This is a genomic window from Streptomyces sp. NPDC042364 (genome assembly GCF_056437585.1).
The window spans coordinates 1-21,147 of record NZ_JBWKAJ010000018.1 but is presented as its reverse complement, the minus strand read 5'-3'; the positions used below and the strand labels follow the sequence as shown (position 1 = coordinate 21,147).

Sequence of the window (21,147 nt, the reverse complement as noted above, 5' to 3'; positions counted from 1 at the left end):
GAACGCTCTTTCACAGCACGGGGAAGCCGCCCGTGCCGTACGACTCCTCGGGGAGGGGGTCCGGTGCGTCGGCGGGGTCGAGGAGATGGGCGACGAGCGTGGTGGCGGTGCGGTGCCAGAAGTGGCGGCGGCGGAGCATCGCGTGGTCGCCGCCGTGGACGACGGCCATGCCCGCCCGTGCCGCCGTGTGCTGGGCCCGGCGCACGCAGTGCGCCGAGTCGGCGGGTGAGGTGATCCGGTCGCGGTCGCCGTGCAGGGCGACGACCTGGCGGCCCGCCAGGTGGTCCACCGGCTCGTCCGGCGGCCACCACGGTGCGAGGGCGACCACGCCGGCCACCTGCGGGTGGCCGGCGGCGCGCAGGGCGGCCCGGGCGCCCATGGAGTGGCCGAGCAGGACCGTGGGCACGGTGCCGATGCGTGCGCCGAGGTCGTCCAGGGCCAGTTCGGTGTCCCGCACGGGGTCGGCGCGCAGGTCGTTCCAGCCGCGCAGGCGGTAGCGGACCTGGGCGACCAGCACGTCCCGGTCCGGCAGTGCGGCGGACACCGCCCTTACGAAGGGGTCCATCCGCAGCGCGGCGAGCTGCCAGGGGCGGGTGGGGCGGTGGCTCACCGCCTGCCCGCCGTGCAGCACCAGGACGGCCGCCCGCGGCCGGGGTGGAGAGGCCCGGAGGAGGAGCGCCTCCGCGGGCCGTGGTCCGTGTGTCATCGTGCTCCCGCCCCGCTGCGCGCCCGCTTCGGCGGCCGGGGGAAGAAGCCGCTGGTGCGGGCCTGGTACTCGGTGTAGCCGGGCCGGTCGGCCATGTGCTTCTCCAGCAGCCGCTTGCCGCTGCCCCGGGTGAGCAGCAGACTCATCACCACCGGTGATACCACGGAGACGGCAGCCGCCGCCGGGGAGTCGCAGGCCAGGAGGAACAGGCCCCACCACACGCAGAAGTCACCGAAGTAGTTGGGGTGCCGGGTCCACGACCACAGGCCCCGGTCCATGACCCTGCCCCGGTTGGCGGGGTCTGCCTTGAAGCGGGCCAGTTGGGCGTCGCCCACCGCCTCGAAACCGAGGCCCACCGCCCACAGCGCCGCACCGGCCCAGGTGAGGGCCGACGGCGGGCCCGGCACGTACTGGGCGGCCTGCACGGGCAGGGACACGAGCCACACCAGTCCGCCCTGGAGCAGGTACACCATGCGCAGGGCGTACGCGTTCCGGTTGCCGGGGGCCTTGGACAGCATGGCCTCGTAACGGGGGTCCTCGCCGTGGCCCCGGCCCCGGCGGGCGATGTGCACCGCGAGGCGCAGCCCCCATACCGCCGTCAGCGCGGTGACCAGCAGCCGCCGCACGCTGTCGCCCTCGCCCGCGGAGGCGGCGTAGGTGACGACGGCGACCGCGGTGAAGCCGACGCCCCAGGCGATGTCCACGATCCGGTGCATACCGAGGCGGACCGCGACGGCGAAGGTGACGAGCATGACCGCGAGGGCCGCGGCGGCGGCCCAGGCGAGGTTCAGCGCGAAGGCGCTCCACGGGAAGTCGCTCACAGCCGTTCCAGCCCTTCGTACCAGGTGTGCGTGGTCGCCGGGAGGCCGCTGTCGCCGTCGGGACCGGGCCGTACGGCGAGGATCTGGTCGACGCCCATCCGGCCCTCCTCGAACGCCAGGGCCGCACCGACCAGGTAGAGCCGCCACACCCGGGCGGTCTCCTCCCCCACCAGCCGGACGAACCGGTCCCAGCGCTCCTCCAGGGTGCGGTGCCAGGCGCCGATCGTGCGGACGTAGTGCTCGCGCAGCGACTCGGTGTGCCGGACCTCCAGTCCCGCCTCCTCCAGCAGGCCGACGGTCCCGCCCAGTGGGCGCATGTGCATGTCGGGGGCGATGTACGCCTCGATGAACGGCCCGCCGCCGGGGGCGACCCGGCCGCGGGACATCTGCTGGACCAGCACCCGGCCGCGCGGCCGGACGAGCCGGTGCAGGGCGGCGGCGAACGCCGGATACTCGGCGTCGCCGACGTGCTCCCCCATCTCGACGGTGGCGACGGCGTCGTGGGCGCCGCCCTCGATGTCGCGGTAGTCCTGGCAGACCACGTCCACCAGGTCGGTCAGACCACGTTCACGGACCCGCTCCCGCACGTACGCGGCCTGCTCGCGGGCCAGGGTGACGGCGGTGACCCGGGCGCCGTGCCGCTCTGCCGCGTACAGGGTGAGCGAACCCCAGCCGCAGCCGATGTCGAGGAGCCGGGCTCCGGGTGCCAGGGCGAGCTTGCGGCAGATCAGCTCCAGCTTGGCGCGCTGGGCGTCGGCGGGACCGAAGCCGGGGTCCTCCCGGGCCCAGTAGCCGCACGAGTAAGCCATGGTCTCGTCGAGGAGCAGGGCGTAGAAGTCGTTGGAGAGGTCGTAGTGGTGGCTGATGGCGGCCCGGTCGCGGGCCCGGCTGTGCAGACCGCCGCGCAGCCGGGCCTGGGAGGCGGGGACGGGCGGCCGGGGGCCGACGGCGCCGAGCCGTACGGCGGTGGCGAGGGCGCGGGCCCGGTCGGCGGGGGTGAGCCTCGGCGGGCGCAGACCCAGCTCCCGGTGCGCGGCCCAGACGGTCCGCAGTCCCTGCGCCAGGTCGCCCTCGATGTCGAGTTCGCCGGTGACGTACGCCTGTGCGAGGCCCAGTTCGCCGGGCTGCCAGAGGAGCCGGCGCAGCGCGCGCCGGGACCGCACGACGACCACGGGCGCGTCGGCCGGGCCGGTCTCGCTGCCGTCCCAGGCGCGCAGCCGCACCGGCGGGGGACCGCCGAGGGCGTCCTCGACGAGGACGGTGAGCAGGTGGGCGGCGCCGGAACGGGCCCTGGTGGTGGGGGCGGTGGTGGTCATCGGGCAGCGTCCTCCTTGTCGAACAGGTACTGGTGCACGTCGAGGTAGCCGGCCCGGAACCCGGCCTCGGAGTAGGCCAGGTAGAAGGTCCACAGTCTGCGGAAGGTCTCGTCGAAGCCGAGTGCCCCGACCTCGTCGGCGCGCTCGGTGAACCGCTCCCGCCACAGGCGGAGCGTCTCGGCGTAGTGGGCGCCGAAGGCGTCGCGCCGGGCGAGGCGCAGCCCGGTGTGGTCGCGGGCGGTCTCCTCGATCGCGCGGGTCGAGGGGATGCGTCCGCCGGGGAAGACGTACTTGTGGATCCAGGTGAAGGTGTCGCGGGTGGCGAGCATCCGCTCGTGCGGCATGGTGATGGCCTGGAGCGCCACCCGGCCGCCGGGGGCGAGCCGCTGGTCGAGGGCGCGGAAGTACGCCGGCCAGAACTCGGCGCCGACCGCCTCGATCATCTCGACGCTGACGACGGCGTCGTACTCCCCCCGGGCCTCGCGGTAGTCGCACAGTTCGATGGAGACCCGGTGGTCCAGTCCCGCCGCGCGGATGCGGTCGCGGGCCAGGTCGCGCTGTTCCCGGGAGAGGGTGAGGGAGGTGACGTGGGCGCCGCGGGCGGCGGCCCGCAGGGCGAGTTCGCCCCAGCCGGTGCCGATCTCCAGCAGCCGGGTGCCCTCGCCGACCCCGGCCAGGTCGAGGAGGCGGTCGATCTTGCGGTGCTGGCCGGAGGCGAGCCGGTCCCAGTGGGCGGGGAAGCCGCGGAAGACGGCCGAGGAGTAGGTGAGGGTGTCGTCGAGGAAGAGGGCGAACAGGTCGTTGGACAGGTCGTAGTGGCGGCTGATGTTGGTGCGTGACCCCTCGGGCGTGTTGCGCTCCTCGTGCGGCTGCCGCGGCGTCCACCATCCGCGCAGCCGTTGCAGCGGGGCCGGGACCAGGTCGGCGGCGTGTGCCGCGAGCACGGTGAGGGCGCCGACCAGGTCGGGGGCGTCCCATTCACCGGCCATGTACGACTCGCCGAAGCCGACGAGGCCGGTGGTGCCGACGCGGGCGTGGAAGGCGGCCGGGTCGTGCACCTCCAGCACGGGACCGCCCAGGCCGAGGGTGCCGGTCCCGGTGAGCCGGACGCGCAGGGGCAGGTCGCGCAGGGCGCGCCGGACGAGCGCCGAGGTCACGGCGGTGCGCAGCGGTGAGGCGGCGGGGACGGCCGCGACATCGGGCCAGCGCGCGGGATCGGCCGGGGCGGTCGGGCCGCCGGGGACGATACGGGGTTCTGCTGTGGTCATGCGGCGTTCTCCGGGATGCGGTCGTCGGGTCGCGGGTGGACGGGCAGTCCCCGCAGGTAGAGGCGTACGCCGTGGGCCCGGATGGCGGCCGACACGGCGAGGGTGGACCAGGGGTGGCGGGCCGCCAGCCGCAGCAGGGTCCGCGCGGTCGCCTCGCGCCGGGTGCCCCGGACGGTCGCGGTGAGGGTGCGGCCGTCCTCGCGGTCCAGGTGGACCGTCAGGTCGAGCCGCGCTCCGGGCGACGGCAGCCGCATGCGGTAGCGGCCGTCGACCGGGAGGAACGGCGAGACGTAGAACTCCTTGTCGGCGTGGTACGGCTCGTTCGCCGTGCCGGTGCCCCGCGCCGCCAGGAGGTAGCAGTGCCGTCCGCCGTAGGTGTTGTGGACCTCCGCGACGACGCAGCGCAGTTCGCCGCCGGGGCCGTGGCACCAGTACAGGGTGAGCGGGTTGAACACGTACCCGAGTACGCGCGCGTGGGTGAGCATGAGCACCCGGCCACCGTCCAGGCGCACGCCGCGCTCGGCGAGGAAGGCGTCGAGACCGGCCCGGATGGAGGGCTGGTCGCCGGTGAAGTGGTCGCGCGGATCGAACCGGGCCAACGGCCGCAGGAGCCGGGGCAGTCGGGGCGGCCGGTCGGGATCGAGGAGCCACAGATAGGTGCGGTGCCGCAGCGAGTAGCGCCGGGGGGCGGTCCGTACGTGGGCGATCACGCAGGAGTAGAGGGCGGGTTCGGCGGTGTCCGGTACGGCGTTCACCAGCGCGCTCCCAGTGCCGCGGCGGCCTCGACGCCCGAGCGGCAGCCGTCCTCGTGGAATCCCCAGCCGTGGTAGGCGCCCGCGAAGGCGCAGACGGAGGAGTTGAGTTCCGGCAGCCGGCGCTGGGCGGCCACCGACTCGGGGGTGTAGACGGGGTGTTCGTAGACCATGCGGGCCAGCACCCGGCCGGGGTCGACGCGGTCCTCGCCGCCGAGGGTGACCACGAACGTCTCGGCGGCGTCCAGGCGTTGAAGGCGGTTCATGTCGTAGCTGACCCGTACCCGGTCGGCGCCGGCGTCGCAGGAGGGCAGCAGATGGTTCCAGGAGGCGCGGGCCCCCCGGGACCGCGGCAGCAGCCGGGTGTCGGTGTGCAGCAGGGTGGTGTTGCGGGAGTAGCGGAACGCGCCCAGGACGTCCCGCTCGCGCTCGGTGGGGTCGGCCAGCAGCCGCAGCGCCTGGTCGGGGTGGACCGCGATCACGACGGCGTCGTACGACTCGGTGGTGCCGTCGGCGGCCGTCACCACGGCGCCGTCGGCATGGCGTCGTACGGCGCGTACGGGTGTGCCGGTGCGGGCCTCGCCGATGTGCTTGGCGACGCGGTCGACGTACTCCCGCGATCCGCCGGTGACGGTGCGCCACACCGGTGAGCCGCCCACCGACAGCAGTCCGTGGTGCTCCAGGAAGCGGAACAGATAGGCGGCCGGGTAGCGCTGGGCGGTGGCGGCGTCGCAGGACCAGACGGCCGAGACGACCGGGGTCATGAAGTGGGTGCGGAAGTAGGTGGAGAAGCCCTCCCGGTCCAGGAACTCCCCCAGGGTGAGCGGTGGTTCACCGCCCCGGGCGAGCAGCCGCCGGGCCGCCCGGTGGAAGAGGGGCACCTCCGCCAGGAGCCGCAGATAGGGGCCGCGCAGCAGGTTGCCGGGCCGGGCGAACAGTCCGGCGGGGCCCCGGGCGCCGGCGTACTCCAGCCCGCACCCCTCGCACCGGACCGACATGCTCATGTCCGATTCCTGGGTGGCGACGCCTAGTTCGTCGAAGAGCCGCAGCAGCCGTGGATAGGTGCGCCGGTTGTGCACGATGAACCCGGAGTCCACGCGGTGGACCCGTCCGTCGTGGGCCGAGGTCACCTCATGGGTGTGCGCGTGCCCGCCGAGCCGGTCGTCCGCCTCGTACACGGTGACGTGACCGGTCCGGCCCAGGATGTACGCGGCGGTCAGTCCCGCGACCCCGGCGCCCACCACGGCCGTGCGCCGTCCGTAGCGTGCCGTGTGCTCCGAGTCGTGCGGAGCCTTCCCTCGTGCCAGCGGATCCATCGCCTCTTCCTCCCACCCTCCGTGATCCGGGTTCTCGCGTAATCCGGAGCAGGTCGGGCGTTGGATTGGCGGGGCGGTGAATCATGTGGCGCGGGCGGCGGCGAACGGGGCCGGGTGGACGGCCGGGACTCCCGTGACCTGCGAGGAACGGGTCAGCGGTGCTCGGGGTTGTCGGCTCCCGGGCGGCAGCCGGCGTCCCACTCCGTGCGCTGGTTGCCGTGGGCCGGCATGCCTCCGGCGCGCTTCAGCAGGGCCGCCATGTGCATGAGGTTCCAGGTCATGAACGCGGTGTTGCGGTTGGTGAAGTCGTTCTCCGGTCCGCCCGAGCCGGGGTCGAGGTACGAGGGCCCGGGGCCGGCCGGGCCGATCCAGCCGGCGTCCGCCTGGGGCGGGATCGTGTAGCCGAGGTGCTGGAGGCTGTAGAGGACGTTCATCGCGCAGTGCTTCACGCCGTCCTCGTTGCCGGTGATCAGACAGCCGCCGACGCGGCCGTAGTACGCGTACTGTCCCTGCGCGTTGAGTTCGCTGGAGCAGGCGTAGAGGCGCTCGATCACCTTCTTGGTCACGGAGCTGTTGTCACCGAGCCAGATCGGCCCGGCCACGACCAGGATGTCCGCGGCCATCACCTGCTCGTACAGCGCGGGCCACTCGTCCGTGGCGAAACCGTGCTCGGTCATGTCCGGGTAGACACCGGGCGCGATGTCGTGGTCGACGGCCCGGACCTCGGAGGTGGTGACTCCGCGCGACATCATGATGGCCGCGCTCCTGTCGATGAGGCCCTGGGTATGGCTGAGCTGCGGGGACGGCTTGAGTGTGCAGTTGATGAACAGGGCGGTCAGGTCGTCGAAGCGGTAGGCGGCGTCGGCGGCGGGCGCGGAAGGAGCTGTCATGGGGGCAGCGTCTCGCGCGATGCCCTTTTTGTCCGGTTACGACGCACCGCCTGTGTGCCACCGCTCGTGTGTCGCCGGGCTCCGGGTGCGGCACCTCTGACGGCGACTGCGCGGGCCAGGGGGCCCTCGGCGATCAGCCGCACGCGCCCTCCTCCTCCGGCCCGGGCACATGGATGATCAGCAGTGTCACGTCGTCGTCATGGGCGGACGGGTCCGGGAGGAGGGTCGTGATCAGCCGGTCCGCCGCCCGGTCGAGGAGTTCCGGGTCCGCGGAGGCTCCCTCCAGGGCGCTGTCGAGGGTGTGGGTGAGAACGTCGATCTGGGTCTCGATGTCGGTGCCCGGTCTCTCGACGAGTCCGTCGGTGTAGAGCACGAGGGTGCTGCCCGGCAGGAGCGGCTGCGTCGCTTCCTCGAAGGGCACCCCGCCGCCCGCCGGGTCGTTGACGCCCAGCGGCACTCCCACGGGTGACCGCAGACGGCAGGCGGGCCCGTGCGGAGGCAGGACGATGACGGGCAGATGGCCGGCCGAGCACAGGGTGACCTCGTCCGCGTCCTGGTCCAGGATCAGGTAGACGCAGGTGACGAGCTGGTCCGCCAGGTCACCGACGAAGGCGTCCAGCGCGGTCATGAGCCGGCTGGGCATCGCGTCGGTGCGGGCCAGCGCGTGCGAGGCGGCGCGCAGCTGCCCCATGACGGCCGCCGCCTCCAGGCCCCGGCCCATCACGTCGCCGACGACGACGCCGGTGCGGCGTTTGTCGAGGGGGATGACATCGAACCAGTCCCCGCCGACCCCGGGGTCCTGGACGGAGGCCAGATACCGGTGCGCACTGGGCAGGTGCGGGAGGAGGGGCGGCTCCCCCATGAGGCTGTGCTGGAGGGTGTAGGCGATGTGCCGGTGCTGCTCGTAACGTTCGGCGCGCGCGGCCTCCGCCTGTCTGCGCCCGGTGATGTCCCGCACCGTCAGGACGACCAGGATCTCCTGTTCGGCCTGGAGTCTGCTGACGCTCACCTCGACGGGGAACTCGGAGCCGTCGCGGTGCCGGCCGTACAGGTCCCTGTCCACGACCGCCGGCCCGGGGTCGGGCAGGCGCAGGTAGGCGCCGAGCAGCGCGCTGTGCCGTCGGCGGCGCGCAGGGGGCACCAGTTCGACGACCGCGTGCCCTATGAGGTCGCCGGGCGCGAGGCCGAACAAGCGTTGCACCTGAGCGTTGGCCATGACGATGGTTCCGTCGCCGTCCGTGATCAGGGTGGCGTCGGGCGCGGACTCCAGGAGCGCCACGAATCGCCGATGGGCTCGCTCCACCTCCCGCTGGGCCGCGACCCGATCGGTGATGTCGGTGACCACGCCGCACACGGCGTAGGGCGTGCCGTTCGGGTCGTTGAGCGGGAACAAGGAGGCGAGGACGTCACGCGAGCCCCCCGGCAGGACGATCAGCTTCTCGCGCTGCACGGGCGCGCCCCGCGCGAGCATGGCGAGGTCGGCGGCGCGCGCGTGACGTCCGAGGCCGGGCGGCAGGACCTCCTCGTCCCGTCGGCCCAGCACCTGCTTCCTGGACAGGCCCGTGTTCGCCTCGAACATCGTGTTGACGGCGAGAAAGCGGCCCTGAAGGTCCTTGATGTACACCGCTGCGGGCGTGTGGTCCATGAAGGCCTGGAGCAGTTCGTTCTGCCGGACCTGCCATTCGGCGCGGGCGTGGGCCACCTCGATACCGCGGCCCACGGCCGAGGCCGAGAGGACGACCGCCGTGAACACGGCCACATGGCCGGCCACGAGCACGGCGATGCCCAGCCGTGAACTGAAGAGTCCCCTGTCCTCGCCCGCCAGGACGGCCCATCCCAGCAACGGCGGTACGACAAGGACGGTGGCGAACAGCCGACGCCCGAGGGCGCCGGTGGTGCCGGCGTTCATCAGCAGTCCCGCCAGGCCCTCGTCAGGTCGGGTCAGGAACGCGGCGGTACCCAGCAGCACCAGCGCGAGCGCGGTGTGCAGGGCCATGCCGGTGTAGGCGCCGAACCGCTCCAGTTCGGGCACCCCGTAGGCGCCCCCGTAGAGGCGCAACATGCCGAGGGACATGACGGCCAGGCCGAGGACCTGACTGACCCAGGCCGGTGCTCGGGGTGTGCTCGCGGACAAGGACGCCACTCCCCCGAGCATCAGTGCGGCGGCCGTGTTCGGAGACATCCGGCCGGGTTCCCCGGTCGCCACGTTGGCGGTGTCGTCCTCGAAGAGGAGTTCGTCGATGCCGAATCCCGCACCGGTGAGGTACTCCAGGATGGTGAGTCCGCCGATGAGGAGGGTCAGGGTCGCGGCCGCGCGGGCCGCGGCCAGGGCGGGCTGCGAGAACCTCGTCTTCCCCCCGGAGGGCGGGCCTTCCGCAACCCGCCCCGGCGCGTCTGTGCCGACCGGTCGATGGGCGACCAGGAACAGGGAGAGGCCGAGGGCGAGGACCGCCACGGCGGTGTTCGCCTTCATGGAGGTTCCGGCACCGGGCAGCAGGCGCTTCAGCGCGTCGACGTCGATGATCCATCCGGCCACGGTCAACCCGCCCAGCAGGGCGGCCACCAGGGCCGCGGCCTGGGCCGCCACCCGAGCGGCAGCCAGGACCGGGGCATGGAACGGCAGGCCCTCGGCCTGTGTCACTCCGCCGGCGCCGAGCGGCTCGGACGCCCGCTGTTCTCCCGTCACCGCGTTCTCAACCCTGTGGACGAAGCCGTATCCGCACCTTCGGCTCAGGTGCGAAAAGGAAGGTACATACAGGGTCGCCCGCTCGGCCGGAATGCGCGATCGAGAGCGGAGGGCAATGGGGATCGGGACGGGCTGACCGGGACCCTGGGATCAGGACGGGCTGCCGAGGTCTTCGAGCACCGCCATCGCCGCGTTGTGACCCGGCACCCCGCTGACACCGCCGCCGCGCACGGCGCCCGCGCCGCACAGGAGGACGTTCGGGTGGCGGGTCTCCACACCCCAGCGTCCGGTGCCTTCCTGGGTGTGGGGCCAGGCGAGGGCGCGGTGGAAGATGTTGCCGCCGGGGAGGCCCAGGTCGCGTTCCAGGTCGAGGGGGGTCCTGGCCTCGATGCAGGGGCGTCCCTCGGCGTCGGTCGCGAGGCAGTCGGCGAGGGGCTCGGCGAGATGGGCGTCGAGCTGGGCGAGGGTCGCCTTGAGTAGTTCCTCGCGCACGGAGTCGTTGTCGGCCTCGAACAGCCTCGCGGGTGTGTGCAGCCCGAACAGGGTGAGCGTCTGGTAGCCCTGCTCGACCAGGTCCGGGCCGAGGATGGTCGGGTCGGTGAGGGAGTGGCAGTAGATCTCGGAGGGCGGCGCCTCCGGGAGCCTGCCCGCCGCGGCCTGCGCGTAGGAGGCCGCCAGCTGGTCGTAGCCCTCGGCGATGTGGAAGGTCCCGGAGAAGGCCTCGCGCGGGTCGACGGACGGGTCCCGGAGCCTCGGGAGCCGTTTGAGCAGCATGTTCACCTTGAGCTGTGCGCCTTCGGCGGGCGCCGGAGGCGCGTCGCCGGTCAGGGCCGCGAGTGCCTGGGGCGAGGCATTGACCAGGACGTGCCGGGCGGCGACGGTGCCTTCCCCGTCCGGCGTCCGGTAGGTGACCTCGGCGGACCGGCCGTCGGTCTGGATCTTCCGTACGTCGTGGCCGGTGGCGAGGACCGCTCCGGCCGCGCGCGCCGTGGCGGCCAGGGCGTCCGTGAGGGCGCCCATGCCGCCGACGGGGACGTCCCAGGCGCCCGTGCCGCCGCCGATCACGTGGTAGAGGAAGCAGCGGTTCTGGCTGAGGGTGGGGTCGTGGGCGTCCGCGAAGGTGCCGATCAGGGCGTCGGTGAGCACGACGCCGCGCACCAGGTCGTCACCGAAGGCGGCCTCCACGGTGACGCCGAGCGGCTCCTCGAAGAGGGCGCGCCAGGCGTCCTCGTCGTCGACACGGGCCCGCAGCTCGTCCCTGGTGGGCAGCGGCTCGGTGAGGGTCGGGAAAACCCGTTCGGCGACGCGGCCCGTCATCCCGTAGAAACGCCGCCACGCCTCGTACTCGCGCTCCGATCCGGTCAGCCGTGCGAACGCCTCCCTGGTGCGGCGCTCACCGCCGCCGACGAGCAGACCGGTGGGGCGGCCGTCGCGTTCGACGGGGGTGTACGAGGAGATGGTGCGGCCCCGGACGCGGAAGGCGAGGTCGAGGTCCCGCACGATCTTCTTGGGCAACAGGCTGACCAGGTAGGAGTACCGCGACAGCCGGGCGTCGACCCCGGCGAAGGGGCGGGTGGAGACGGCGGCGCCGCCCGTGTGCCCGAGCCGCTCCAGGACCAGGACGGACTGCCCGGCACGGGCCAGGTAGGCGGCGGCGACCAGGCCGTTGTGGCCGCCGCCGACGATCACCGCGTCGTAGGAGCCGTGGGGGCGGGCCGCGGGGCGGCCGGGGTGCGCTTGGGGGGCGGGGGTGGCAGGCATGGCTCTTGGTAACACGCGTTGATCGGGGTCGGCCAGGGGGCCGGGGCAGGTGGACCAACGCCGCGGTTCGGGAAGTCGGGGGGCCGCGCGCCCGCGGCCGGGGCCGGGGCCCACTGTTGTCGTGGCTCCGCCACCCTGCGGTACCGCTTCACCGGTTCGGGCCGGGCCCGAGCGGCTCCGGGCAGGGCGCCCTCGTCGTCGCGGCCGCGCGAGGGCGCCGGAGTGGTCGGCGCCGAGGACACGGGGACGGGGCGGCGGTCCGGTACGGCGGCCTATCTCATGACTTTGTGCGGTGCCGGTCGCGTGCCGGGGCCGAGTCGCGCCATGGCCCGGATGATGTGTTGGGGCGGGAGTTGCCAGCGCACGCGTGCCGGAACGCGGCGCAGCAGGAAGCCGGTGCGCCGCAGCCGGCGGGTGACGACCGCCGGTGCGGGGGCCGGCCTGCCGTACAACTGGTGGGCATACGGTGGCAGGGAGGCGTACGCCAGGTCGGCCACGCGCCGCCAGAGTGCTTCGCGTGCCGGTACGAGCAACGGGTGTGTGGGCGGGCGGCGCAGGAAGGCGTCCACGTCGCGCGCTTCCGGTCCGGCGGCCAGTTCGGGGCGGACCCTCTCGAAGTACGCGGCCAGCTCGGCTCGGCTGCCGGGCGCTTCGGCCGGGTCGAGACCCACCAGGCGGGCGCTGACCCGGTGTTCGGCCACATACCGGTCGGCTGCCGCCTCGCCGAGGGGGAAACCCGAGCGGAGCAGGATGTGCACATAGGAGTCGATCTCGGCGCAGTGCACCCACAGCAGCAGACCGGGTTCGTCGACGCCGTAGCACTCCCCCGTGTCGGGGTCGGTGGCCGTGAGCATGCTGTGGATCTTCCGGACGCGGGCGGCGGCCCTCTCCGCGGCCTCCGTGGTGCCGTACGACACAGTGCCGACGAAGTTCGCCGTGCGCAACAGCCGACCCCAGGCGTCCTTGCGGAAGTCGGAGTTCTGCATGACCCCGCGTACGGCCCGGGGGTGCAGGGCCTGGAGGTAGAGCGCGCGGATCCCGGCGATCCACATCATGGGGTCGCCGTGGGTCTGCCAGGTCACCGAGTCGGGGCCGAAGAGTCCGGGATCGCCTCTGTGCAGGGCGTCCACGCCCTCGGGTCGGATCACGGTCATGTGAGGCCCTCTCGAGTCGCTGTCGGCTCGCGCATGTGGTCGACCGTTCAGCATCATTCCCCTCGAAGGGGTGGCCGAACAAGCGCCGGAGGTGTAGCGCTCCGGGCCGGCGTCGAATGCGGTGGCGCAGTGGGCGGAGCAGAAGTGGTAGGTGTCCACGCCGGTGTTGCGCTACCGAGACGCGGACGCCTTCTCGATGCTCATGGCACAGACGTCGATGCTCATGGCACCGACGGGGTCGATGACCGCGGGTTCAGCCGCACGGTCGTGTTTCACACGGCACGGGCGGGCACGGGCGGCCACCGCTGGTCGGACCGACCCCAGCAGGAGCCCGGCGATCCCACCCCGGCCGCGGGAGCCCGTGACCAACGCAGAGGATTCATGAGCCGCGTCCAGCAGCGCGGGCGCGGCGTCATCGGGCAGTACATCGCTGGAGACCGTCACCTCTGGGTTGCGCAGCCGGGCGCGTTCCGCGCAGGACGCCGCGATGTGCTGGGCCATGACCTCTCCGGCTGGACGGTCAGTACCGAAGTACGGGCTGCCTCACTCGTACCGCTCCCGCAAAGAGGCGTGAACGAGCCGCAGGGGACAGCCCGGGGCGCGCGGCCTCGTCCACCGTCCAGTCCACGGCGTCGTGCCGGAAGCCCCTGTCAGTACCGTCGCACCGCATGGGTTCCGTCGCGACACATGGACCGGCCGTCGAAGGGGGCCCTCGGCCCAGGTTGCACTGTCGCGTTTTGCGGCGATCGTGGAGTCATGCGGCGGGAGCGAGAACGGGGTTTCCTTCCTCTTGTCGCCGCCACGGCCGTCGCATCGGCCTGATACGAGTCCGCTTCCGCTTCCGGGGCGCGGTGAAGGAGGGCGATCGTGGTTGCCAGGACCGGCGTCTTCGGCGCCCTGACCAAGGAACATCGCGAGCAGCTCATGTCCCTCGCTCGTGAGGTGTCGTTCGCGACCGACGAGCGCATCTTCAACGAGGGCGGCAAGGCCGACCGCTTCTGGATCATCCACACGGGTACCGTCGCCCTCGACGTACATGTGCCCGGCCGCCGCGCAGTGGTCATCGAGAATCTCGGTGCCGGGGGGCTGCTGGGCTGGTCCTGGCTGATCCCTCCCCATCGCTGGCACTTGGGGGCCCAGGCAAGCAGCCCGGTGCGCGCCCACGAGTTCGACGCGGCTGCGGTCCGTGAGCTGTGCGCAAACGAACCGGAGTTGGATCACGCGCTGTTGACCTACGTCGTAGGCGTGATCGCGGACCGGCTCAGGTCCGCCCGGGTGCGGCTGCTCGACCTGTACGCCCCCCAGGGCTCCGGCGAGGTGCCCTGACAAGGCGAGACGAGGAGTATCGCCGTGCCTGAGACCCCGCACATCGTCAGCGATGTGATGACCCAGACGGTCGTGGCCGTCGGACGCGACGCTCCCTTCAAGGAGATCGTGCAGACCATGGAGCGGTGGAAGGTCAGCGCCATGCCGGTCCTGGAAGGAGAAGGGCGTGTCATCGGCGTCGTCTCCGAGGCCGACCTGCTACCCAAGGAGGAGTTCCGTGACAGCGACCCGAGTCTCTTCGAGCAACGTCGGCGCCTGTCCGATGTCGCCAAGGCCGGGGCGGTGACGGCGGGGGAGCTCATGAGCACCCCCGCGATCACGGTCCACCCGGACGTCACCCTGGCGCAGGCGGCCAGGATCATGGCCGTCCGGCACGTCAAACGGCTGCCCGTGGTCGACGAACTCGACATGCTCCAGGGCATCGTCAGCCGCGCCGACCTGCTGAAGGTCTTCCTGCGGCCGGACGAGGAGATCGAGGAGGAGGTCCGCCGCACCGTGGTGTCGTACCTGTTCCCCGCCTTCAGCCACGGCATCCACGTGAACGTTCATGAGGGAGTCGTCACGCTCCGTGGACACATCCGTGACACCTCGCTCATCTCGGTCGCCGTGCGCCTCGTGCGCGCCGTGGAGGGCGTCGTGGACGTCGAGCCACAGCTCACCGGCGAGTCGGCCGGTCGGGACGGGCCCGGGTCGACTCGGTGACCGGGTGCGAGGCCGGCAGCCGGCCGGCTGCGGCCCCTCGGGCGAGCCGGGGCCGGATGGCGGGTCGGGGCTGGATGTCGAGAACGTCCGAGACCGCGCGGCGCGGCGTGCCGGGCCCTCCGGGGCCGAACCAGGCGCGGGAGCAACTGGGTGTGGCCCGTCGCGGGCACGGGTCGCCCAACGGCCGACGCAGGCCGGTCCATTCGAGAGGTGGGGGTGGCGAGGGAACCGGACAGGGCCTCGGGGTGGCCGGCAGCAGGAAGACGCATTCCATGGCCTGACCGGTGCGGGGCCGGTCTCGGCTGAGCCGGTGCCTGCGGCGTTCGACGGTCACACGCCGGCCGATGTCGCCTCGGTTGGGTGTCCCGGCCCGCGGAGCGGCGTCTGCCACCGCTTCCGCCTCACCCGTGTCCGGTTCCGGTTGGGAAGGCCCGCGGGTCGTCCCGGGCCGCCCGTGCTCCACCTGCCGGATGTGCGCCCGGGCCCGGGGAACAGGAGTGTCACTTCGTCCGTGTCCGACCAGCGCACGTCGATAGGGGGCGTTCCGTCCTCGTGGTGGAGTCCGACGATCTCGCCATCGCGCCTGGTCGCGCCGGTCTTCTGACTCTCGATGACGAGCTGGTCGCCGAGGTGAGCTCGCATGATCGCCGTACTCTCCTCAGAATGGTGGTGCTGTATCCAACGTGCCACGCGTGGCACGCAGCCGCTTGGGACGACCGGCCCGTATCCGCGGAGGCGGGCTGACCCGAAGGGCATGACACGGTCACGACCTAGAACGGGAGAGGCGACATGCAGCACCGAACGGTCGCGGAACTCATGACCCGAGACGTCGTCAAGGCGCGGCGTGACCTGCCCTTCAAGGAGATCGTCAGGCTGCTGGCGGAGAACGACGTCACCGCTGTGCCCGTGGTGGACGAACTGGACCGCCCCATGGGTGTGGTGTCCGAGGCGGACCTGCTGCGCAAGAGCGCCGACCAGGCCGACCCTTCGGGCAGGGTTCCAGTTCCCCACCTGGAGGCATGGGAGCGGGCCAAGGCCGAGGGCTCGCGCGCCGAGGAACTGATGTCGGCTCCCGCCGTGTGCGCGCGTCCGGAGTGGAGCGTGGTGGAGGCCGCCCGCCTGATGGAGGCCCAGCACGTCAAGCGGCTGCCCGTAGTGGACGAGACGGACCGCCTCTTGGGCATCGTCAGCCGTGGCGACCTGCTGCGGATCTTCCTGCGCCGTGACGACGCCATCCGCGACGAGATCACCGAGGACGTGCTGCGACGCACGATGATGCTGGCTCCCTCCGAGGTGACGGTCGAGGTGCGCGACGGACGGGTCGACCTCAGGGGCTCGGTCGAGTTCAGGACTCTGATCCCCGTCATCGAGCGACTGTGCCGGAGCGTCGACGGCGTGGTCTCGGTCTCCGAGCACCTCGCGTACCGGACCGACGACGCCCGACGGTCCTCCACCACTGCCACCTGAGGGAGCCGGCGGAGCCGTCGGCCTCGCGTGGAGGGAACGGGCCCTTGCCTGCCGGCCCCGGAACGCTGCCCGGCGCACGGCTGAGCCACCCCGGCTCAGCCCGTGATCGCGATGCGGTGCGCCTTCGCCGCCTCCGTTCTCGGGACGCGCGCCGTGAGGACTCCGCTCGCCAGGTCCGCGGTGATCGCCTCGGTGTCGGAGTTCGGCGGCGGAGTCGCGCGGTAGTCGAACTGCCCTGTGCGGCGGGTATGCCTTCGGACCACCCCGGTGTGTTCCTTTTCCTTGGCCTCACCGTGGATGCCGGCCGCGCCTGCGGGAGAGGCGCCGTCGCCTCCGGCACGGGCTCTCCCGCCGCCACGATCCGCCCCTCCGCCGCCGCCCGTACGTCGCCGGTGGATTCCAGGCCGAGCAGGGGCTGAAGATCCCGCCGCGGCCGGTACTCCGCGGACGCGCAGGGGTGACGTTCTCCGCGCCGACATGAAGACCTGACAGCTGGTCCCGGACCGACTCCAGCCCCCGCGGCTACCAGGAAGCCGCGCTGGAAGAGCAGGTCGCGGGCGAATGAGGCGGAGCGTTTGCGGGGCCGCTCGTTCCCTCGCGGAGGCAGGGCAACCGCCATCCTCACTTCGTACGGGTCGGTGATCGTCGCGTCGGGCATCGGCGTGGTCTCCTCGTCCCCCTCCGGATTTCCTGCCCGTCACCGGCGGAAGCGCGCGGACCACAGGGGCTCGACCAAGTCCCACTCGGTGTCCCACTGTGCGTACCTTCTCCGGTCCAGCACATGGCGCATGCCTGCCCGGGCCGCGCAGAACGCGGCGCCCACACCGAGCGCGGCCATACCGCCCACGAACCAGCCGGTGGTCGTCGCGTTGAGTTCACTCATCGGCGGACTCGTGAGTCCGCCGTCCCGGTCCACCCACACCCGCACGGTGGCACCCTTCGTCGTTCCCGACTTCACGAGGGTCGTCCCCGTCCGCACCGTGCCGTTGTCGTCGGTCCAGCGGACCTGCGCCGTTTGCTTCCCATCTGTGCTGACGCCCTTGACGTTCGACGTCAGTCGCGCCGTGACCTCCTGCCGCTGCGCCGACTGGGCTTGCACGGTGCGCATCGACGACTCGTACGCCGCCAGCCCCGCGCTGAGCGCGGCCACCGGCAGGCCGAGGACGAGGAGCAGCATCAGCAAGCCGCGGAACCAGGACTCGAACCTGTCGGACGTACGTCGCAGCGGGTTCGCCCCCTTAGCCCCCTTTGACGCATGCTCCTGGTGCGGCGGGAGCGGACCGGACGCGTGCGGCGAATTCTGTGCACTCATGACTCGGCCTCCAGCAGGTCGCTGGTCCGTTCTCCCACCACTCGTCCCACCATGGGACGGCACCGGCCTCCGGTCACAGGGCCGAAGGTCCCTGCGGGGACGACTTCCGGCCCCGGGGGCCGACCGTCGACGTGGTCCGTCTCCGCCCGTCCGGTCAGATCCGGGGAACAACCACCGCCGACCAGGGCTGCGCCCGGGCCGAGACGACATCGGCACGCGCCGGCGATGCAGCGGCATCACGCGCCGGCGCAGACCGGGCGCTGCCCCGACGTCAGTCGGCGGTGATGCGGGTACCGATGTCCCGTCCTGCGCGGATCGCCGCCATGGCGCCCCGCCCCGATGTCGAAGACGCGGGGGTTCGGTGGTCGATTCGCGGGGGGAGGTGCGGGCGCGCAGCATGGAAGTTGACCCGACAGCCGTCGTTTCGCGGAGGTGAACCTCGATGACTCTGCCCGTACACCGCCGGCCCGGCCAGCGCCTGGAACGGCCCTTCCACTCGCTGGGCTGGGGCGAGCCGATCGCCGCCGAGTTCGACGACCTCTTCGAGCGGATGAACCGTTTCCTGGAAGCCACCGCCGGCGCCGCGCCCGCCCTCAGGGCCTTCTCGCCCTTGGCCGACCTGCACGAGACCGACGATGCCTACGTGGTCGAGGCGGAGCTTCCCGGGATCAAGCGCGAGGACATCGACGTCGAGATCAGCGAGCGGGAACTGTGCATCGAGGGAGAGTACAAGGAGAGCGAGCGCGAGGGCGTTATGCGCCGCAGCACCCGGCGCACCGGACGCTTCGAGTACCGGGCCCTACTGCCGGCCTCAGTCGAGACGGACGAGATCACAGCGACGCTGGCCGACGGGGTGCTGACCGTCACCGTGCCCAAGGCCCAGGCGGCCAAGCCCAAACACATCGAGGTCTCCCAAGCCTGAGGCCGCGCAGGCGCTCGGTGGCGGGGCGGACCGTGCCACCCGCCCCACCGCTCGAGTGGCGATCCCCCTTCCACGGACGCGGGCAAGGCCGAACATCACTGCGTGGTGATCGACACCGGCGGCAGACGGAAGTTGTCGCGCAGGGTGGCCAACGACGAGGCCGCCCTGCTCAAACTGATCGCCGATGTCCTTGCGCTGAGCGAGGGCGAGCCGGTGACCTGGGCCATCGACCTCAACGCCGGCGGAGCCGCGCTGATGATCGCGCTGCTGACCGGCAATAGCCAGCGGGTCCTCGCAGACGACCTCGCCAGCGTGTCCTTACCAAGCGATCTTGTCGCGCGCATCCCAATGAGTGGTCGAGTCGTCGCGGGATGCCGAGCGGCCAATCCTTTCAAGCCACCGACGGGCTGGAGGCACCAAGCCACACCCGGCATCCCTGGGCCTCCCGATCCTACGAGTGACCGGAATCAACCCACCTACAACGTAAGGAGGCACGACATGGCACAGCCCCATCCCGACGAAGCCAATGCCACGCCCGGACCGGAGGCCAGGTTGAGCCGGCTGGAGGCACAGGTCGCGACCCTGGCCGAGGCCGTCCGGGTACTCGCCCGTGGCCTGGAGGACATCCCGTCGAAGGACGTCCCCCCCGAGGAAGCGGCCCGCGGTGCACGACTCGCCCACGAACTCCTGCTCTCCCAGGGCCTGTAGACGCTCTCCGACGCCGGAAGAGACCGATTCGGCCGCCGGTGACCGACACCCGGCCCGATCCGCCGGCCCAAGAAACCGAGGGAGACGGCGATGGCCCATGCACAAGGACGAAGCCCGATCGTGGTCGGCCTCGACCCTGACCCCGGCAGACGCGCGGCGCTCGCCTGGGCCGCCGACGAAGCGGACCGGCGCCGCCTGCCCCTGCTTACCAGAGCGCTCCTGGCGTCCGGAGCAGCTCCGCGATGTCTTCGCACAGGACGGCGCCGGATCCGGTTCGTTCTGGCTCGGTCGGTTGCGGGGACCATCTCGCCACATACGAAGCACTGCCGGGCAGGGTCGCCACGTTGGGCGACCTGCTCCAGTGCCTTGTCCTCGGCGGCCTGCGGCAGAAGAAGCTCCCGCGTCGCGAAGACGACCCCCGCACACGCATCGGGCCCTGCCGTTCGACGCGGAAGCGGAACGGGCTCTCTTCCACCGGTGCGATGTCCATTCCCGTCACCCTCTCTTCGACGTGCTCCCGCCGCCGCGACGACCGTCGGTCGGCAGCAATCCCAGCGAGCGCGGTCGGGAGGCGGGCGAACAGGTCAAAGCGGGGCACTGCCCGCTCTGGCCCGCCCGGTGGTGATGTGCCACGGTCACGGACCACCGCGCCGCCCGGCGGTGTTCATCAGCCAGGTCACCGTGCGGCTGACGTCCGAGAGCGAGACGATTCCGACGAGCCTGCCGTGATCCATGACCAGGACCCGGTGCTCGGCTCCCGGCTCCATGCGCGGCAGCAGATCCGCCAGTGGGCTGTCCGGCTCGACCACGGTCGTCTGCGACAGCGGCACCATGACGTCCCTCACCGCCACGGCATGGGCCTCGGCCTGCGGCACCTTCCGGGCTCTGTCGAGGCTCACCAGCCCGACCGAGGCCCCGTCCTCGGTCACCGGGAACGCCGAGTGGCGATAGCGGTAGCGCGCATCGGTGAGGAAGCCGGCGACCGTGGTGTCCGCGGGAACTGTGAGCGGTTCGGGCGTCATGGCGTGCCGCACAGGGACTCCGGCGAGCACGCCGCGCAGCTGGGCCTGCCGTCCCTCGGCGGTGGCAGCGGCGATGAGGAACCAGCCGATCAGCGCGAGCCACAGACCGCCGAACGCGCCGGTCCGCATGAACGCGACCAGCCCGAGGACCACCAGCAGCCACCCGAGGACCCTCCCCGCCGCGGTGGCGCCGGCGGTTGCCCGCAGCCGGTCTCCCGTACGCCACCACAGGAACGCGCGCAGCAGCCTGCCCCCGTCGAGCGGGGCGGCGGGCAGCGCGTTGAAGACGGCGAGCAGCACATTGATGCCCGCGAGCCAGGCGGCCATCTCCACCACGATGCCGGAGGCGGATGCCAGGTCGAGCAGCCAGGTGGCGAGGGTGAACAGCCCGCCCAGCAGGAGACTGACGAGGGGGCCGACACCGGCGATCCGCAGCTCCCTGCCGGGGCTGGACGCCTCGGACTTGAGCCGAGCGGCTCCGCCCAGCAGCCACAGCACGATGTCGTCCACCTCGACCCCGTTGCGCCGGGCCACGACGGCGTGCGCCAGCTCATGCGCGAGGAGGGAAGCGAAGAAGATCACTGCGGTGCACAGGCCGGCCGCCCAGTACACCGCCCAGGCACGCCCCGGATACGTCTCCGGGAGGCGGCCCTGGGACAGACCGAACGCGACGACGCCGAAGATGAACAGGACACTCCAGTGCACGCCCACCCGGACCCCGGCGATCCGGCCCAGAACGAACGTCGCCCGCACAGCGCTCTCCCCTGCTCAGGCCGTCACCCGACGGACAGCCGTCCCGCCCCGTCCCATCTGCCACGGTCGCCGGCACGAGCACCTGGGCCCCATCCCCCATGGCAGTGCCACGGGTCGGCCGCGCTCGCCCCGGACCTCTCGCCGAACTGATCCCTCTGATCCCAGTACACCCTCTGACAGTGATCATGTGACTGGTGGTTCTGCTGATGAGCCTGACTCACCCTCTGACTGACGTCGCTGACTGTCCTGTTTCGGATTTGTCGGC

Annotated in this window: 18 protein-coding genes and 2 pseudogenes; 5 read left to right on the top strand and 15 right to left on the bottom strand. The window is 72.2% G+C overall.

Annotated elements, in window-relative coordinates; all coding sequences use genetic code 11:
* Positions 1-10: 10 nt before the first annotated feature.
* The 11 genes and pseudogenes from AC067N_RS29075 to AC067N_RS29025 all read right to left on the bottom strand — a co-directional run.
* A complete protein-coding gene (locus AC067N_RS29075) occupies positions 11-706 on the bottom strand; it encodes an alpha/beta family hydrolase (RefSeq protein ID WP_478681854.1) in 696 nt (231 codons plus the stop codon).
* Entirely contained in the window at positions 703-1,527 is an 825-nt protein-coding gene (locus AC067N_RS29070; RefSeq protein WP_478681853.1) for a DUF1295 domain-containing protein, read from the bottom strand. The genes AC067N_RS29075 and AC067N_RS29070 overlap by 4 nt, the downstream gene beginning before the upstream one ends.
* The gene (locus AC067N_RS29065; protein WP_478681852.1) at positions 1,524-2,843 is read right to left on the bottom strand and encodes a class I SAM-dependent methyltransferase; all 1,320 of its coding nucleotides are present in this window, start codon (positions 2,841-2,843) and stop codon (positions 1,524-1,526) included. Before AC067N_RS29065 ends, AC067N_RS29070 begins: the two co-directional genes overlap by 4 nt.
* The gene (locus tag AC067N_RS29060; protein ID WP_478681851.1) at positions 2,840-4,111 is read right to left on the bottom strand and encodes a class I SAM-dependent methyltransferase; all 1,272 of its coding nucleotides are present in this window, start codon (positions 4,109-4,111) and stop codon (positions 2,840-2,842) included. Before AC067N_RS29060 ends, AC067N_RS29065 begins: the two co-directional genes overlap by 4 nt.
* A complete protein-coding gene (locus AC067N_RS29055) occupies positions 4,108-4,866 on the bottom strand; it encodes a DUF1365 domain-containing protein (protein WP_478681850.1) in 759 nt (252 codons plus the stop codon). The genes AC067N_RS29060 and AC067N_RS29055 overlap by 4 nt, the downstream gene beginning before the upstream one ends.
* Positions 4,863-6,179, bottom strand: a complete 1,317-nt coding sequence (locus tag AC067N_RS29050; RefSeq protein WP_478681849.1) for an NAD(P)/FAD-dependent oxidoreductase — start codon at positions 6,177-6,179, stop codon at positions 4,863-4,865. Before AC067N_RS29050 ends, AC067N_RS29055 begins: the two co-directional genes overlap by 4 nt.
* Before the next feature lie 152 nt (positions 6,180-6,331).
* Complete coding sequence (locus AC067N_RS29045) at positions 6,332-7,069, bottom strand: flavodoxin family protein (protein WP_478681848.1); 738 nt, start codon at positions 7,067-7,069, stop codon at positions 6,332-6,334.
* Between the two features lie 133 nt (positions 7,070-7,202).
* A complete protein-coding gene (locus AC067N_RS29040) occupies positions 7,203-9,755 on the bottom strand; it encodes a PAS domain S-box protein (RefSeq protein ID WP_478681847.1) in 2,553 nt (850 codons plus the stop codon).
* Between the two features lie 150 nt (positions 9,756-9,905).
* Entirely contained in the window at positions 9,906-11,516 is a 1,611-nt protein-coding gene (locus AC067N_RS29035) for a phytoene desaturase family protein (RefSeq protein WP_478681846.1), read from the bottom strand.
* Between the two features lie 272 nt (positions 11,517-11,788).
* The gene (locus AC067N_RS29030) at positions 11,789-12,670 is read right to left on the bottom strand and encodes an oxygenase MpaB family protein (protein WP_478681845.1); all 882 of its coding nucleotides are present in this window, start codon (positions 12,668-12,670) and stop codon (positions 11,789-11,791) included.
* Positions 12,671-12,955: 285 nt separating this feature from the next.
* Positions 12,956-13,340 (bottom strand): annotated as a pseudogene (locus AC067N_RS29025) (universal stress protein); the annotation flags it as partial.
* Positions 13,341-13,594: 254 nt separating this feature from the next.
* Between AC067N_RS29025 and AC067N_RS29020 the strand changes: the two are divergent.
* Positions 13,595-13,996 carry a cyclic nucleotide-binding domain-containing protein gene (locus AC067N_RS29020; RefSeq protein WP_478681969.1) on the top strand — a complete coding sequence of 134 codons (402 nt, stop codon included), beginning with the start codon at positions 13,595-13,597 and terminating at the stop codon, positions 13,994-13,996.
* A 24-nt stretch (positions 13,997-14,020) separates the two neighbouring features.
* Complete coding sequence (locus AC067N_RS29015; RefSeq protein ID WP_478681844.1) at positions 14,021-14,698, top strand: CBS domain-containing protein; 678 nt, start codon at positions 14,021-14,023, stop codon at positions 14,696-14,698.
* A gap of 330 nt (positions 14,699-15,028) precedes the next feature.
* Here AC067N_RS29015 and AC067N_RS29010 read toward each other — a convergent pair whose 3' ends face one another.
* Entirely contained in the window at positions 15,029-15,340 is a 312-nt protein-coding gene (locus AC067N_RS29010) for a DUF1918 domain-containing protein (protein ID WP_478681843.1), read from the bottom strand.
* A gap of 147 nt (positions 15,341-15,487) precedes the next feature.
* Between AC067N_RS29010 and AC067N_RS29005 the strand changes: the two genes are divergently transcribed.
* Positions 15,488-16,165 carry a CBS domain-containing protein gene (locus tag AC067N_RS29005; RefSeq protein WP_478681842.1) on the top strand — a complete coding sequence of 226 codons (678 nt, stop codon included), beginning with the start codon at positions 15,488-15,490 and terminating at the stop codon, positions 16,163-16,165.
* A gap of 95 nt (positions 16,166-16,260) precedes the next feature.
* Here the strand turns inward: AC067N_RS29005 and AC067N_RS29000 are convergent, their stop codons facing one another.
* Together AC067N_RS29000 and AC067N_RS28995 are read right to left on the bottom strand one after the other, a co-directional pair.
* A complete protein-coding gene (locus tag AC067N_RS29000) occupies positions 16,261-16,428 on the bottom strand; it encodes an Hsp20/alpha crystallin family protein (protein WP_478681841.1) in 168 nt (55 codons plus the stop codon).
* Between the two features lie 434 nt (positions 16,429-16,862).
* Positions 16,863-17,477: an Rv1733c family protein gene (locus AC067N_RS28995; protein ID WP_478681840.1), complete on the bottom strand. Its 615-nt coding sequence runs from the start codon at positions 17,475-17,477 to the stop codon at positions 16,863-16,865.
* A 442-nt stretch (positions 17,478-17,919) separates the two neighbouring features.
* Between AC067N_RS28995 and AC067N_RS28990 the strand changes: the two genes are divergently transcribed.
* Together AC067N_RS28990 and AC067N_RS28985 are read left to right on the top strand one after the other, a co-directional pair.
* A complete protein-coding gene (locus AC067N_RS28990; protein ID WP_478681839.1) occupies positions 17,920-18,399 on the top strand; it encodes an Hsp20/alpha crystallin family protein in 480 nt (159 codons plus the stop codon).
* Between the two features lie 75 nt (positions 18,400-18,474).
* Positions 18,475-18,693: pseudogene (locus AC067N_RS28985) on the top strand (IS110 family transposase); the annotation flags it as partial.
* Between the two features lie 1,049 nt (positions 18,694-19,742).
* On the opposite strand, the gene AC067N_RS28980 reads toward AC067N_RS28985, so the two are convergent.
* Entirely contained in the window at positions 19,743-20,882 is a 1,140-nt protein-coding gene (locus tag AC067N_RS28980) for a site-2 protease family protein (RefSeq protein WP_478681838.1), read from the bottom strand.
* Between the last annotated feature and the right edge of the window lie 265 nt (positions 20,883-21,147).

Coding starts and splice junctions, on each gene's coding strand:
- AC067N_RS29035 (WP_478681846.1), bottom strand. CDS start 11,516: ATGCCTGCCACCCCCGCCCCCCAAGCGCACCCCGGCCGCCCCGCGGCC.
- AC067N_RS29010 (WP_478681843.1), bottom strand. CDS start 15,340: ATGCGAGCTCACCTCGGCGACCAGCTCGTCATCGAGAGTCAGAAGACC.
- AC067N_RS28995 (WP_478681840.1), bottom strand. CDS start 17,477: ATGAGTGCACAGAATTCGCCGCACGCGTCCGGTCCGCTCCCGCCGCAC.
- AC067N_RS29005 (WP_478681842.1), top strand. CDS start 15,488: ATGCAGCACCGAACGGTCGCGGAACTCATGACCCGAGACGTCGTCAAG.
- AC067N_RS29050 (WP_478681849.1), bottom strand. CDS start 6,179: ATGGATCCGCTGGCACGAGGGAAGGCTCCGCACGACTCGGAGCACACG.
- AC067N_RS29065 (WP_478681852.1), bottom strand. CDS start 2,843: ATGACCACCACCGCCCCCACCACCAGGGCCCGTTCCGGCGCCGCCCAC.
- AC067N_RS28990 (WP_478681839.1), top strand. CDS start 17,920: ATGACTCTGCCCGTACACCGCCGGCCCGGCCAGCGCCTGGAACGGCCC.
- AC067N_RS29030 (WP_478681845.1), bottom strand. CDS start 12,670: ATGACCGTGATCCGACCCGAGGGCGTGGACGCCCTGCACAGAGGCGAT.
- AC067N_RS29060 (WP_478681851.1), bottom strand. CDS start 4,111: ATGACCACAGCAGAACCCCGTATCGTCCCCGGCGGCCCGACCGCCCCG.
- AC067N_RS29075 (WP_478681854.1), bottom strand. CDS start 706: ATGACACACGGACCACGGCCCGCGGAGGCGCTCCTCCTCCGGGCCTCT.
- AC067N_RS29020 (WP_478681969.1), top strand. CDS start 13,595: ATGTCCCTCGCTCGTGAGGTGTCGTTCGCGACCGACGAGCGCATCTTC.
- AC067N_RS29045 (WP_478681848.1), bottom strand. CDS start 7,069: ATGACAGCTCCTTCCGCGCCCGCCGCCGACGCCGCCTACCGCTTCGAC.